The organism is Nonomuraea sp. NPDC003214 (assembly GCF_053590035.1).
Genome location: NZ_JBSFSX010000032.1, coordinates 36,996 through 50,490, shown reverse-complemented (window position 1 = coordinate 50,490; position 13,495 = coordinate 36,996). Strand labels below are relative to the sequence as shown.

14 protein-coding genes, 1 rRNA gene and 1 pseudogene are annotated in these 13,495 nt (G+C 71.0%); 7 read left to right on the top strand and 9 right to left on the bottom strand.

The window, feature by feature from the left end; translation table 11 throughout:
• Positions 1-77, top strand: a 5S ribosomal RNA gene (gene rrf / locus ACWDXC_RS44545); the annotation flags it as partial.
• A 166-nt stretch (positions 78-243) separates the two neighbouring features.
• Here rrf and ACWDXC_RS44540 read toward each other — a convergent pair.
• Positions 244-1,737 carry an outer membrane protein assembly factor BamB family protein gene (locus ACWDXC_RS44540; RefSeq protein ID WP_449993061.1) on the bottom strand — a complete coding sequence of 498 codons (1,494 nt, stop codon included), beginning with the start codon at positions 1,735-1,737 and terminating at the stop codon, positions 244-246.
• A gap of 815 nt (positions 1,738-2,552) precedes the next feature.
• Positions 2,553-3,005 (bottom strand): Lrp/AsnC family transcriptional regulator, encoded by a 453-nt coding sequence (locus ACWDXC_RS44535; protein ID WP_219519996.1) that lies wholly within the window; start codon positions 3,003-3,005, stop codon positions 2,553-2,555.
• 127 nt (positions 3,006-3,132) lie between these two features.
• Between ACWDXC_RS44535 and ACWDXC_RS44530 the strand changes: the two genes are divergently transcribed.
• The gene (locus ACWDXC_RS44530; RefSeq protein ID WP_375071669.1) at positions 3,133-4,020 is read left to right on the top strand and encodes a phenylalanine 4-monooxygenase; all 888 of its coding nucleotides are present in this window, start codon (positions 3,133-3,135) and stop codon (positions 4,018-4,020) included.
• 57 nt (positions 4,021-4,077) lie between these two features.
• Positions 4,078-5,010, top strand: a complete 933-nt coding sequence (locus ACWDXC_RS44525; protein WP_449993058.1) for a serine hydrolase — start codon at positions 4,078-4,080, stop codon at positions 5,008-5,010.
• On the opposite strand, the gene ACWDXC_RS44520 is transcribed toward ACWDXC_RS44525, so the two are convergent.
• Genes ACWDXC_RS44520 through pstS form a run of 5 tightly spaced genes read right to left on the bottom strand, consistent with a single transcriptional unit; the run spans position 4,979 to position 9,458 of the window.
• Positions 4,979-5,677 carry a response regulator transcription factor gene (locus ACWDXC_RS44520; RefSeq protein ID WP_449993056.1) on the bottom strand — a complete coding sequence of 233 codons (699 nt, stop codon included), beginning with the start codon at positions 5,675-5,677 and terminating at the stop codon, positions 4,979-4,981. The two genes, ACWDXC_RS44525 and ACWDXC_RS44520, sit on opposite strands and share 32 nt — an antisense overlap.
• A 23-nt stretch (positions 5,678-5,700) precedes the next feature.
• Positions 5,701-6,477 carry a phosphate ABC transporter ATP-binding protein PstB gene (gene pstB / locus ACWDXC_RS44515; protein WP_449993055.1) on the bottom strand — a complete coding sequence of 259 codons (777 nt, stop codon included), beginning with the start codon at positions 6,475-6,477 and terminating at the stop codon, positions 5,701-5,703.
• 15 nt (positions 6,478-6,492) lie between these two features.
• On the bottom strand, positions 6,493-7,368 hold the full coding sequence (gene pstA / locus ACWDXC_RS44510) for a phosphate ABC transporter permease PstA (protein ID WP_219519814.1): 876 nt from the start codon (positions 7,366-7,368) through the stop codon (positions 6,493-6,495).
• On the bottom strand, positions 7,365-8,345 hold the full coding sequence (gene pstC, locus ACWDXC_RS44505) for a phosphate ABC transporter permease subunit PstC (RefSeq protein ID WP_219519810.1): 981 nt from the start codon (positions 8,343-8,345) through the stop codon (positions 7,365-7,367). The genes pstA and pstC overlap by 4 nt, the downstream gene beginning before the upstream one ends.
• Positions 8,346-8,351: 6 nt before the next feature.
• On the bottom strand, positions 8,352-9,458 hold the full coding sequence (gene pstS, locus ACWDXC_RS44500; RefSeq protein WP_449993052.1) for a phosphate ABC transporter substrate-binding protein PstS: 1,107 nt from the start codon (positions 9,456-9,458) through the stop codon (positions 8,352-8,354).
• A 147-nt stretch (positions 9,459-9,605) separates the two neighbouring features.
• On the opposite strand from pstS, the gene ACWDXC_RS44495 reads away from it, so the two are divergent.
• From ACWDXC_RS44495 to ACWDXC_RS44485, 3 genes and pseudogenes are all read left to right on the top strand, one after another.
• On the top strand, positions 9,606-10,052 hold the full coding sequence (locus tag ACWDXC_RS44495) for a low molecular weight protein-tyrosine-phosphatase (RefSeq protein ID WP_449993050.1): 447 nt from the start codon (positions 9,606-9,608) through the stop codon (positions 10,050-10,052).
• Positions 10,039-10,383 (top strand): annotated as a pseudogene (locus ACWDXC_RS44490) (fructosamine kinase family protein); the annotation flags it as partial. The gene ACWDXC_RS44495 and the pseudogene ACWDXC_RS44490, both read left to right, overlap by 14 nt.
• Before the next feature lie 82 nt (positions 10,384-10,465).
• On the top strand, positions 10,466-10,825 hold the full coding sequence (locus ACWDXC_RS44485) for a fructosamine kinase family protein (protein ID WP_449993065.1): 360 nt from the start codon (positions 10,466-10,468) through the stop codon (positions 10,823-10,825).
• Here the strand turns inward: ACWDXC_RS44485 and hisN are convergent.
• Complete coding sequence (gene hisN / locus ACWDXC_RS44480) at positions 10,803-11,597, bottom strand: histidinol-phosphatase (protein WP_449993049.1); 795 nt, start codon at positions 11,595-11,597, stop codon at positions 10,803-10,805. The two genes, ACWDXC_RS44485 and hisN, sit on opposite strands and share 23 nt — an antisense overlap.
• Before the next feature lie 115 nt (positions 11,598-11,712).
• On the opposite strand from hisN, the gene ACWDXC_RS44475 reads away from it, so the two are divergent.
• Complete coding sequence (locus ACWDXC_RS44475) at positions 11,713-12,159, top strand: YiiD C-terminal domain-containing protein (RefSeq protein WP_449993047.1); 447 nt, start codon at positions 11,713-11,715, stop codon at positions 12,157-12,159.
• A gap of 15 nt (positions 12,160-12,174) precedes the next feature.
• Here ACWDXC_RS44475 and rsgA read toward each other — a convergent pair whose 3' ends face one another.
• Positions 12,175-13,242 carry a ribosome small subunit-dependent GTPase A gene (gene rsgA, locus ACWDXC_RS44470; protein WP_449993063.1) on the bottom strand — a complete coding sequence of 356 codons (1,068 nt, stop codon included), beginning with the start codon at positions 13,240-13,242 and terminating at the stop codon, positions 12,175-12,177.
• Positions 13,243-13,495: the final 253 nt, after the last annotated feature.

Genomic DNA, 13,495 nt, shown 5'->3' with positions numbered 1-13,495 from the left:
CGAACCCGGAAGTTAAGCTTCCCTGCGCCGATGGTACTGCACTCGGGAGGGTGTGGGAGAGTAGGTCACCGCCGGACAATCTTTCAGAGAGGGCCCCGACAGGTTTGTCGGGGCCTTCTCTGCGTTCACGGTAAGGCTTCCAGGAGACTGGGGGCCTTTTCGTGTTTTCAGGGCCGGCTTCTGGTGGTGACGGGCCCGGCGTAACTACTGGCCCGGCCCGTCACCACGTACGGAGTCGGTTGGTCAGGACTGGTTCGTGTCGATGTAGCTCACCGCGTTCTTGCTGACCACTGAGGTCCAGGGGACGATGATGACCGCGCCGTCGCGCTCGTACACCTGGCCCCGGTCGGCCTCGGTGCCGTATTTCAGGGGGAGCGTCGCGAGTTCCTGGGCCTTGCCGGTGGCGGGGTCGAAGCGGACGAGGCGGGGGGCGAGCTCGCGCCAGTCGCCGACCTCCAGGGCCAGGAGACCCTGTTCGTCGGCGCGGATGAAGGAGAGCGTCGTCTTGCCGGTGCCCGTCGACTGCCAGTGGCGGCGGCCGGTCTTGAGGTCGAAGGCGAGAGCCTTGTTGCGGTAGCCGCCTCCGTCCTTGGGCAGGTGCTCCAGCTTGGTCGCCAGGTAGAGGCGGTCGCCGTGCACCGCGTACGAGCGGCGCTCGTGGCCGCCCCGCACAAGCGCGACGCTGTTGAGTGTGCGCATGTCGGCGCTGCCCGCGTTGAACTCGCTCACCTTGCCCGTCGACGCGTACACGGTGAACACGTCGCCGCTGCGGGCCTTGCGATGGATGACGATCGGCTTCGCCGACAGGACGCCGTTCATCAGTGGGATGTCGCCGATGGGGTATTTGCCGGCGACGCGGCCGGTCGCCGGGTGCAGGACCTGGACGCTGTTGCGCTTGCCGCCATCGCAGTCGAGCAGGACCACCACGCGGTCGGGGGCGGAGTTGGCGTCCTTCAGGTAGCAGCCCTTCCGGGGGGACCAGGTCCAGGCCTTGCCGCCGTCGGAGAGCCGGTAGCTGGTGAGCGTGTCGTCGACCTGGACGACGGCCATGTTCGCCGTCGACATGATGGTCGGCACCGTCAGCGATCCGCTCAGGGAGCTCTTCTCGGAGGAGATCCCGGTCTTCCAGGTGAGCTTGCCGGTGGTGGTGTCGAGACCGGCGAGCTGGTCGCAGCGGCTGTCGGTCATGTACGCGATGGCGGCGGCGTTCTCGGACAGCTCCGGGGTGGCGCCGCAGAGCTGTTTGCCGGGGGCGGGGAGGTTCCAGGCTTGTTTGCCGGAGTTCAGGGCGTAGGCGAGGACGGCGTCCTTCTGGGCTCTGATGACCGTGGTGTCGGTCAGCCAGCTGGCGAACGCCATGCCGGCGGTGAAGTCCATCGTGCCGTGCCCGGCGAGGGGCACCGACCATTCGGGCACCCCGGGCTCGGCCTTCTTCGGCTCCTCGGGCTTCTGGGGGTCCGGGCCGGTCGCGGCCACCGGGTCCGGGGTGCCGGACTGCGTCACGTACCAGGCGATGCCGCCGCCCGCTCCCAGCAGCGCCAGTGCGCTGACGGTTGCGATGAGGGCGGTGCCCTTGCGCCGAGGCGGCTTCTGGGGCTGGCCGCCCCACGGCCCTTGGCCTGGAGCCGTTCCCGCCTTCCCCCGGAGGTACAGCTCCGCCTGCGGGGCCGAGCCGCGCGGGGCAGTCTCCCGGGCTCCGGGCGGCCGGTACGCGGGCGGACCGCCGTTCGGAGGCACAGGCCCGTACGGGACAGGCTCGTACGGTGCTGGCTCGTATGGAGCGGGCTCGTACGGGGTCGGCTTGTCGGGTGCGGCGCCGTCCGGGGCGGGCTCGTCCGGGGCGGTGCTATCGGGCGCAGCGACGTACGGGGCTGGCTCGTAGGGGGCCGGTCCCTGCTGGGGCGGGGGTGGAGGCGGTCCGGCGTTGGGCGACGGTGGCGGCCCGTACGGGTTCCACGGCTGCGGAGACGACTGCCCCGGCGGTGGCGGCATCGGCTTACCGGACAGGGGCGGACCGATGTGCCCGGGCGGCATCGGCTGACCGGATGGCGGCGGACCGGTGTGCCCCGGCGGTGACGGCTGGCCGGGGGGCGGGGGAGGTGGTGTTCCGTGGGGTGGGGGGAAGGGCGCCGGTGCGGACGAGGGGCCGGACCACGGTGTCTGCGGGGGCTCGCCAGGCTGGTCCGGTGGTGACCAGGGGGCGGGCGTGTCCGGTGGCGTGGTGTCGGTGGGTGGCCTGGTGCCGGCGGGGGGTGTGGTCCCCGGGTCGCCCAGGACCGGCGGGGAGGCGGCGCTCAGGACCGGTGGCGAGGTGGCGTCCAGGACCGGTGGCGAGGTGGCGTCGTCCCCCGGGGGCCCTCCGAAGTCCCCAGCGGGGGTGGGCGGGTTGGTCATGCGGTGTCCCCGATCAGGTGTGCTGCTTCCTGGCGTGGCGGGTGCGCGGCGGGCGTCCGGCCACGACCCTCGCCCAGGGCGGTGAGCTCCTGGTGACGGGCACCGGGGCAGCCCCGCGCGGCTCACGGCCGACGGCGGCGAGGGCCGGGGGGATGCTATCAGCGGGCTTGGAGCAGGGGTTCGATCCGGTACGGGATCTGGGTGGAGAGGGCGATCGTGGAGTCGGTGCGCTGCACGGCGGGGGAAGTCAGGATGTGCGCGATGATCTCCTGGAGGTGGTCGGTGCTGGTGGCGACCACGCGGCAGAGCAGGTCGTGCTGGCCGCTGGTGCCGTGGGCCTCCAGGATCTGCGGCACGGCGCGCAACGACTCGACGGCCTCCGCCAGCCGGCCCTGGGCGATCTGCAGCCACACGAACGCCAGGATGGGGTGTCCCGCGTGGGCGGGTGACACGGTGGGGCCGAAGTCCTGGATCACGCCGCGGGCCGTGAGCTTGTCCACCCGCGCCTGTACGGTGCCGCGGGCGACGCCGAGCAGGCGGGCGAGCTCGGTCAGGCCGACGCGCGGGTGGGCCCGCATGGTGACGAGCAGTCGGGCGTCGAGATCGTCCACGGCGGCCTCCTCGAAGGCTGTGCGATTCGACTAGAAATATCAGCAAAAGTCGTACGAAATCCAGCGTATCGCGCAGGGAAACTGCGCGCTCTTGCCAGGGATCGGGGGACTTGCTGTCATCTGAGACATGTTCGAGGAAGCACAGTACTTCGCCCCGATCGCTACTCAGGACGACGGCTCAGTGGTGGTCGAGCTGGCCTCGTCGCACCCGGGGTTCGCCGATCCGGTGTATCGGGCGCGGCGCAACGCGATCGCCGGGCTGGCCGTCAACCATCGGCGTGGGGAGCCGATCCCCGTCGCCGAGTACACCGAGCAGGAGCACGAGGTCTGGGCGCTGGTCACCAGGGAACTGGGCGTCAAGCACCGCGCCTACGCCACGGCCGAGTATCTGGCCGGGGTCGAGCGGCTGGGGCTGCCGCGTGAGCGGATCCCGCAGCTCCAGGAGGTGAGCGAGCTGCTCGAACCGCTCACCGGGTTCCGCTACCTGCCGGCTGCCGGGCTGGTGCCGCTGCGTGACTTCTACGGGGTGCTGGCCGACGGGTACTTCCACTCGACGCAGTACATCCGCCACCATTCCGTGCCGTTCTACACGCCGGAGCCGGACGTGGTGCACGAGGTGATCGGGCACGCCAACGCGCTGGCCAGTGACCGGTACGCGGCGCTCTACCGGCTGGCGGGTCAGGCGGCGCGCCGGGTGGAGGGCGAGGAGGCGCTGGAGTTCGTCTCGAAGGTGTTCTGGTTCACGCTGGAGTTCGGCGTGATGCGGGAGGGCGGCGAGCTGCGGGCGTACGGGGCGGGGATTCTGTCCTCGTACGGGGAGATCGAGGAGTTCAGGGGGATGGACATCCGGCCGCTGGACGTGGCGGCGATGGGTACCACCCACTACGACATCACGAAATATCAGGACGTGCTGTTCCAGGCCGACTCGCTCGGGCACCTGGAGGACGTCGTGGGCGACTTCTGGGCGACCTGCGACGACGACTCGATCGCGAAACTGGTCGCCACCAGCTCCTAGCGCGCCAGCCTGACATTTCGTGATAATGCTCGAATGATCGCGGGCCGGGGGCGCGCGTTGTCACGAATCGTCCTGGCGTTCGCCCTGCTGACTCCCCACGCTGTCTCGAGCCTCCCCACCGGCGCCGCCGCCGCGGCGCCCCGGCAGGGCGTGACGCGCGCGGTGACAGGTCCCGGGCGGGCCGCCGAGGCGCTCGGGCCGCCGGTCCCCGCGCCCGGCGACAGGCGGGCGGCCCGCCGCAAGGCGCCACGCGTCGACGCCAAGCGCGTCACCGCCCTGCTGGACCGCTTCCTGGCCGGTCGGCCGGGGCCCGTCACCGCGATGGTCAAGGACCTGACCACCGGGAGGCAGTATCGCTATCACCGCGGCGAGCGGCTCATCACCGCCAGCACCGCCAAGGTCCAGATCCTCGCCGCGCTGCTGCTGCGTACCCCGTGGAAGAAGCTTCCCGCGCAGGTCAGGCGCGACGCCGACCTGATGATCCGCTACAGCGACAACCACGCCGCCGACCGGCTGTGGCTGCGCATCGGCGGCCCGCCCGGCTTCACCCGGGCGGGACGGAAGCTCGGCCTGCGCCACACGGCGGGCGTGCCCGGCTCGTGCGTCGACCTCTACTGCTGGGGCATCACGCGGACGTCGGCCGAGGACCAGGTCCGGCTCATGCGGGCGCTCGTCGCGGAGCGCAGTGCGCTGCCCGCCGCGGATCGCGATCAGGTGCTCAGGCTCATGGGCGGCGTGATCGACGGGCAGAACTGGGGCATCAGCGCCGCCAGGTGCCGGGGCGACCGCGTGGCGCTGAAGAACGGCTGGCTGAAGCGCGTCTCGACCAAGCGCTGGGCCGTCGTCAGCGCCGGCCTGCTGCGTGCCCGCGGCCACGACTACGCGATCGCGGTGCTCACCGAGGGCAGCCCGGAGGCCGGCTACGGGATCGCGACCGTCGAAGGGGTGGCCACGCGGATCATGCGGTCGTTCCGGAAGTGCCGGGCGTGACCAGCCGGTAGCCGACGCCGCGCACGGTCTGGATGAGCCGGTCGTCGTCGTCGCCCAGCCGCGCCCGCAGCCGCTTGACGTGCACCGCGATCGTGTTGGTCGACGTGCTGGCCGCCGCGTGCCACACGTGGCGCATGATCTGCTCGCGGGTGACCGTCCGGTCCGCGTTGCGCATCAGGTAGTGCAGCAGCTCGAACTCGCGCAACGGCAGATGCACGACCCGCCCGTCGACCCGTACCTGATAGGCGTGCACGTCCAGCTCCACGCCGCCGACGGCGAGCACCTTGCGCGCCTCCGGGGACGCGGCGTGGATGAACGGCAGCAGCTCCGGCACCCGGTACGGGCGCGCCACGCACGCGGCGGCGCCGGCGGCGAGCGCGCGCACCGCCTGCTCGGCGTGCCCCTCACCGACGCCGAGAAGGACGGGCACGACCCGCGAGCGCCGTACCGCCTGGACGAAGTCGACCGCGTCGATCACCGGGAGGGTCGCCGAGACCAGCACCACGTCGGGCTGCAGCGCGCCTGCCTGGAGCAGCCCCTGGGCGCCGTCGGCGGCGCCCGTGACCGCGACGCCCTCGCGTTCGAGGGCGGCGGCGACATCCTGCACGACCTCGGCATCGGGGTCGGCGATGAGGAGTACGGGTTTCGTCCGCGTATCCCCGTTCACCGTGCTTGCCGCCTGGTCGATCATCAGCCGAAGCGCCCGGTGATGTAGTCCTCGGTGGCCTTTTCGGAGGGGTTGGTGAACATGCGGGAGGTCTCGTCCATCTCGATGACCTTGCCGGGCTTGCCCTGCTCGGCCAGGTTGAAGAACGCGGTGCGGTCGCTCACCCGGGCGGCCTGCTGCATGTTGTGGGTGACGATGACGATCGTGTAGTCGTCCTTGAGCTTGGCCATCAGGTCCTCGATCGCCAGCGTGGAGATCGGGTCGAGGGCCGAGCAGGGCTCGTCCATGAGCAGCACCTGCGGCTTGACCGCGATCGCGCGGGCGATGCACAGCCGCTGCTGCTGACCGCCGGACAGGCCGGCGCCGGGCTTGCTGAGCCGATCCTTGACCTCGTTCCAGAGGTTGGCGCCCTTGAGCGACTCCTCGACCACGTCGTCCGTCTCGGACTTGGAGACGCGGCCGTTGAGGCGCAGGCCGGCGGCCACGTTCTCGTAGATGGACATGGTGGGGAACGGGTTGGGCCGCTGGAAGACCATGCCGATCATGCGGCGCACCGAGACGGGCTCGACCGTGGGGGCGTAGAGGTCCTCGCCGTCGAGCAGCACCTTGCCCTCGACTCGCGCGCCCGGGATGACCTCGTGCATGCGGTTGAGGGTGCGCAGGAACGTCGACTTGCCGCACCCGGACGGGCCGATGAAGGCCGTGATCGAGCGCGGCTCGATGGTCATCGAGACATCCTCGATGGCCTTGTGCCCGCCGTAGTAGGCGTCGAGTCCGGAGACCTGGATTTGCTTGGACATGTCGCGGAGTTCCCCCTATCGGCCCCTGGCGGGCGAGCGCCACCAGGCGATCAGGCGCGCCACCAGGTTGAACAGCATGACGATCAGAATGAGCGTGAGGGCTCCGGTCCAGGCCCGGTCGATGGCGGTGTCGTTGGGACGCGCCGCCTGGTCGAACACGAAGAGGGGGAGCCCCATCTGCGGCCCGCTGAACGGGTCGTTGTTGATGGAGTCGGTGAAGAAGACGGTCAGCAGCAGTGGCGCGGTCTCGCCGGCCACCCGGGCCACGGCCAGCATGACGCCCGTGATGATGCCGGTGAGCGCCGTCGGCAGCACGACCTTGACGATCGTGCGCCACTTGGGCACGCCCAGCGCGTACGAGGCCTCGCGCAGGTCGCCCGGCACCAGGCGGAGCATCTCCTCGGCCGACCGCACCACGGTCGGCATCATCAGGATCGACAGCGCCATCGCGCCCGCGAAACCTGAGTAGGGCATGCCCAGGAACAGGATCCAGAACGCCAGCACGAACAGACCGGCGACCACCGAGGGGATGCCGGTCATGACGTCGACGAAGAAGCTGATGGCCCGGCTGAGCCGGCCGCCGTTGCCGTACTCCACCAGGTAGATGGCGGTCAGCAGGCCGATCGGGACCGAGATCACCGAGGCCAGCAGAACCTGTTCCAGGGTGCCGATGATGGCGTGGTAGGCGCCGCCGCCCGCGTCGCGCGCGCCGATGTTGCGCATCGAGTGGGTGAGGAACTCCATGTCGAAGCGCGCCAGGCCGTTGGAGATCACCAGCCAGAGCACGGAGACGAGCGGCACCACGGCCAGCGCGAACGCCAGATAGACCAGGCCCTGGACGATGCGGTCCTTGACCCGGCGGCCGGTCGAGATGTGCTGGATGGTGGTCATGTGCCGGCCTTCATGAACTCTTTGCGTCGGTTGATGATCATGCGAGCAGCCATGTTGACGAGCAGGGTGATGACGAACAGCACGAGACCGGAGGCGATCAGCGCGCCCCGGCCGATGTCGCCCGCCTCGCCGAAGCCGTTGGCGATGTTGGCGGCGATGCTGTTGCCCTGCGGGGTGAGGATCTGGAAGCTGATGCCGAACGTCGCCGGGAAGATCAGCGCCACCGCGATCGTCTCGCCCATCGCGCGGCCCAGGCCGAGCATCGCGGCGCTGATCACGCCGGGACGGCCGAACGGCAGCACGGCCATCCGGATCATCTCCCAGCGGGTGGCGCCGAGGGCGAGCGCGGCCTCCTCGTTCATCTTGGGAGCCTGGAGGAAGACCTCGCGGGAGATGGCCGCGATGATCGGCAGGATCATGATCGCCAGGACGATGCCGCCCGCGAGCATGGTCTTGCCGCCGATCGCACCGTCACCGGCGAACAGCGGGAACCAGCCGAACGTGGCGTTCAGCCACTCCGACGGCGTCTTCAGCAGCGGCACCAGGAACGCCACGCCCCACAGGCCGTAGATCACACTCGGCACCGCGGCCAGCAGGTCGATCAGGTAGCCCAGGCCCGCCGCCAGCTTGCGCGGCGCGTAGTGGGAGATGAACAGCGCGACGCCCACCGCGACCGGCGTGGCGATGACCAGCGCGATCGCCGAGCTGAGCACGGTGCCGAACGCGAGCGCGCCGATGCCGAACACCAGGCTGCCGTTGGGGTCCCAGGTCAGCTCCGTGAAGAAGTTGGCCTTGTTGGCGGACAGCGCGGGGATCGCCTCGGCGACGAGGAAGACCGCGATGGCCGCCATGATGCCCAGCAGGACGATGCCCGAACCGGTGGACAGCCAGCGGAACAGGCCCTCACTGGAGGTGCGCCGCGGGGCGGGCCGGCTCGTGGCCGGTCCGCCCTCGCGAATTTCGACTTTGGTCGTCATCGGTGACTAGGAGATGGCCTCGACGGCGGAGCGGACCTTGACCAGCAGGTCGCCCGACAGCGGGGCGTAGCCCAGGTCGGTCAGCGCCTTCTGGCCCGCGTCGCTGGCGGTGTAGGTCAGGAAGGCCTTGACCAGCTTGGCGTCCTCGGCGGGCAGGCCCTTCTCGCAGGTGATCTCGTACGTGACCAGGACGATCGGGTAGGCGCCCGGCGTCTTGGTGGCGTAGTCGATCGAGAGCTTGAGGTCGTTGCCGGTGCCGGTGATCTCGGCGGTCTCGACCGTCTTGGCCGCGCTCTCCGGGGTCAGCTCGACGAACTCGCCGCTGCCGTTGGCCACCTTGGCCTTCTGGAGCTCGGAGTTCTCGGCGTAGGAGAGCTCGACGTAACCGATCGCGCCCTCGGTGCCCTTGACGCTGGCGGCGACCTGGTCGGAGCCCTTGGCGCCCTGGCCCTTGGCCTCGGCCGGCCACGCCTTGCCCGGCTCGTACGGCCAGTCGGAGGTGGCCTTGAGGAACTTGGTGAAGTTGTCGCTGGTGCCCGACTCGTCCGAGCGGTGGAACGCCTGGATCGGGGTCGAGGGAAGCTGCGCGTCGGGGTTCTCGGCCTTGATGGCCGGGTCGTCCCACTTGGTGATCTTGCTGTTGAAGATGCCGGCGAGCGTCTTCGGCGACAGCTGCACGCCCTCGACGCCGGGCAGGTTGTAGACCACCGCGACCGGGCCGGTCACCATCGGGATGTTGATGGCCTTGCCGGTCTTGCAGCGCGCGTCGGCCTGGGCGGGCTCGTCCTCCTTCAGTGCCGAGTCGGAACCCGCGAACGCCACCGTGCCGGCGATGAACGCCTGGATGCCGGCGCCCGAACCGCTGGGCTGGTAGTTGATGCTGACCCCGGAGTTGGCGCCCTGGAAGTCCTTCTTCCACTGGTCGATCGCGTTGGCCTGGGCCGAGGAGCCGGCGGCGTTGATCGATCCGCTCAGGCTGCTGTCACCGCTCGCGGCGGAGGTGGCGGCGGCCGAGCTGGTGCTGCCAGCCGGCGAGTTGTTATCTGTGCCGCACGCAGCGAGCGAGAGCGCGCCGACGACGGCGACGGCGGCGAGCCGGCCTGCATACTTCACGATGGGTTCCTCTCCCACTTCGATCCTTAGACGTCCACGAAGCTATGCAGTCAAGGTGACTCGATCCCCTAACGAGGGTGAACGGACGGTGAACACCTCATGATTGAAGACATGACCTCACTGACGTACCGCGTATGTGTCGTATGCATGGGAAACATTTGCCGCTCGCCGATGGCCGAGTCGGTGCTCCGCAAGGTCGTGGCCGACCGCGGCCTGGGCGACCGGGTGATCGTGGAGAGCGCCGGCACCGGCGGCTGGCACGCCGGCGGGCCGATGGACGAGCGGGCCCTGCGCGTCCTGGCCGAGCACGGCTACGACGGCGCCGACCACAGCGCCCGGCAGTTCACCCGGGACTGGTTCGACCGATATGACCTGGTCCTTGCCATGGACCGCGACAACCAGGCGTTCCTGAGCCGGATGGCGCCCGCCGGGGTGGAGGTGCGGCTGTTCCGCTCCTTCGACCCGGCGGCCCCCGACGGCGCCGAGGTCCCCGACCCCTACTACGGCGGCGACGAGGGCTTCGTGGAAGTCCTCGCGCTGGTCGAGGCGGCCGCCGAGGGCGTGGCCGACCACATCGCCGATGAGATCGGCTGAGGACCTCGGCGCGTCCCACGGGTGGCGGCTGCGGCGCGGCGTGCTCGACGACGGGCGCGTGGTCTTCGCCAAGATCGGGGCCGTTTCTCCGGTGTTCACCTCCGAGGCGGCCGGGCTGCGCTGGCTCGGCGAGGCCGTCACCGTCCCCGAGGTGATCGAGGCCGCCGACGACCGGCTCGTGCTGTCATGGGTGGAGGAGGAGCCGCCCACCGCCGGGGCCGCCGAACGCTTCGGGCGCGACCTGGCCCGCATGCACCGCGCCGGGGCGCCCGCCTTCGGCGCGCCCTGGCCGGGCTTCATCGCCGAGCTGCCCATGGACAACTCGGCCGCGCCCGACTGGCCGTCCTTCTACGCCACCCGCCGCGTCCTGCCGTTCGTACGGCGGGCGCGGCTCGCTTCACGGGGACGTTCATCTGATCGAGCGCGCGGTCGAGCGGTTCGGCGAGGTCGCCGGTGCGCCCGAGCCGCCCGCGCGCATCCACGGCGATCTGTGGAGCGGCAACCTGCTGTGGTCGGCGGGCACCGGCGTGCTCGTCGACCCCGCGGCGCACGGCGGGCACCGCGAGACCGATCTGGCCATGCTCGCCCTGTTCGGAGCCCCGTACCTGGACCGGATCCTCGGCGCCTACCGCGAGGAGGCGCCGCTGGCCGACGGCTGGCGGGAGCGGGTGCCGCTGCACCAGCTCCACCCGCTGCTCGTGCACGTCGTGCTGTACGGCGGCGCGTACCGCGACGGGCTGATGGCGGCCGTCAGGAACGTGCTGGCGCTGTGAGGCGGTGGATGACCTCGTCGTGCAGCAGGCCGTTCGTGCACACCAGGCTGCCGCCCTCCATGCCGCGCACGCCCGACACGTCGGTCCAGCGGCCGCCCGCCTCCTCGACGATCACCGTCAGCGCCGCCATGTCCCACGGCGACAGCTCCGGCTCGGCCGACACGTCCACCGAGCCCTCGGCGACCATCATGTGCGACCAGAAGTCCCCGTACGCCCGCGTCCGCCAGCAGGCGCCGCCCAGGTCCAGGAAGTTGTCCAGGCGGCCGATCTTCTCCCAGCCGCCGAAGCTGGAGTAGGAGAACGAGGCGTCCTCCAGCGTCGACACCTGCGACACGCGCATCCGGCTCGCCTTGGTCAGGCTCTTGCCGGTCCACGCGCCGCCCCCGGACGCCGCCCACCACCTGCGGCCCAGCGCCGGGGCCGACACCAGGCCGACGACGACCTTGCCGTACTCCATCAGCGCGATCAGCGTCGCCCACACCGGGACGCCGCGCACGTAGTTCTTCGTGCCGTCGATGGGGTCGATGATCCACGACCTGGCGCCCCAGCCGGTCTCGCCGTACTCCTCGCCCACGACCGCGTCACGCGGCCTGGCGCGGCGCAGCGTGCCCCGGATCGCCTCCTCCACGGCCTGGTCGGCGTCGCTGACCGGAGTCAGGTCGGGCTTCGTCTCGACCTTGAGGTCGACCGCCTTGAACCGGCGCATGGTCAGGTCGTCGGCGGCGTCCGCCATGACATGCGCGAGGCGTAGATCGTCGTTGTAACCCTGCACGGACAGCCACGCTACCGTGCCGGGTATGCCGAGCATCAGGCGACGGGCGCGCCTTTTCTGGTAAGTCCCGTTCCAGGCGTGGGTCTTGTGGTTACCGGCCAGTAGGGTAAGAGGTATGTCACTCGACGTCGGCGACCTGCTGCTCCAGACGGTGCCCTTCGCCCGCACCCTCGGCATCACGTTCTCCTCGACCGGCGACGGCCGCGCCACCTGCGTGCTGCCTGACCGGTCGGACCTGCACAACCACATCGGCGGACCGCACGCCGGAGCCATGTTCACGCTCGCCGAGTCGGCGTCCGGCGCCGCCATGCTGTCGGTGTTCGGCGACCAGCTCGACCGGGCCGTCCCGCTCGTCGCCACCTCCGCCGTCCGCTACGTCAAGCTCGCCAAGGGCGAGATCACCGCCGAGGCGCACCTGCGGGCCGAATGCGCGGACGTCGTGGCCCGGCTCGACGCGGGCGAGCGGGCCGAGTTCGGCGTCGAGGTCGACGTGCGCGACGCCGGCGGCACCACCGTCGCCACCCTCACCGTCACCTGGACCCTCCGGCCGAACCGCGCCTGACCGGCTCTCCGCCCGTCAGGCCGGGTCGTCCGGAGCGCCCTCGCGGCTGGAGAGCAGACGGCGCAACGACTCCAGCCGCGCCGAATCGGCGTGCCCCTGCGACACCCAGGCGTCCAGCGCACAGCCGTCGGCCAGATGCGTGCACCCCTTCGGGCAGTCGACCGTGCCCTCCACCAGGTCGGGGAACGACGCCAGCACCGTCTCCACGGACACGTGCGCCAGCCCGAAACTCCGCACCCCCGGCGTGTCGATGATCCAGCCGCCCTCCGGCAGCTCCAGCGCCACGGCCGACGTGGACGTGTGCCGCCCCCGGCCCGTCACGGCGTTGACATGCGACACCGCGCGGTTCGCGTCCGGGACGAGGCTGTTGACCAGCGTCGACTTGCCCACCCCCGAATGCCCCACCAGCACGCTGATCCGGCCCGTCAGCAGCTCGCGCAACTCGTCCAGCGCCCCGCCCTTGCGCACCACCACATGCGGGACCCCCAGCGGCTCGTACAGCGCCACCAGCTCGTCCGGCGGCGCCAGGTCCGACTTCGTCAGGCACAGCAGCGCGTCGATCTCCGCGTCGAACGCCGCCACCAGCATGCGGTCGATCATGCGCGGCCGGGGCGGCGGATCGGCCAGCGCCGTCACGATCACCAGCTGGTCGGCGTTCGCCACCACCGGCCGCTCGATCCCGTCCGTGTCGTCCGTGTCGTCCGCCGAACGCCGCAGCATCGACGTCCGCGGCTCCACCCGGACCACCCGGGCCAGCGTGTCAGGCTGCCCCGACACGTCGCCCACCAGCGCCACCCGGTCGCCGACCACGATCCCCTTACGGCCCAGCTCCCGCGCCTTCATGGCCACGACCAGCCGGGACGCCTGCTGCCTGCGCTTGGCCGCCGAGCCCTTGGCCCGCTCCGGCTCCACCAGCGTCGTGTAGCGGCCCCGGTCCACGGCGACCACGAACCCCTCAACGGCATCCTCGTGCGCAGGCCGAATCCGGGTCCGCGGCCTCGAACCCTTGCCCGGCCTGACCCGCACGTCGTCCTCGTCGTACTCCCGCTTTCTCAGCGGTCCACTCCCATGTGCTCGCTCGATCCTCGTCCGCCGTCGCCCCTCACGGGCGCCCGGCCCACTGCGGACCTATGCCCGCTCCACACCCGGTATCCCCCGGGAACGGCATCCCCCACCGTAACCACCCCCACTGCGGGGAAGCCCCGCCCACCGGGGACCCCGCCCGCCAGCAGCGAACCGCCCGCTCGGGGGCCGCGCGCCGCCCCTGAGGGCCCCAGCGGGCGCGACCCGCCCGTACGGTGCCCGCCCGCACGGCGCGGACCGTCCGTGCGGGCGG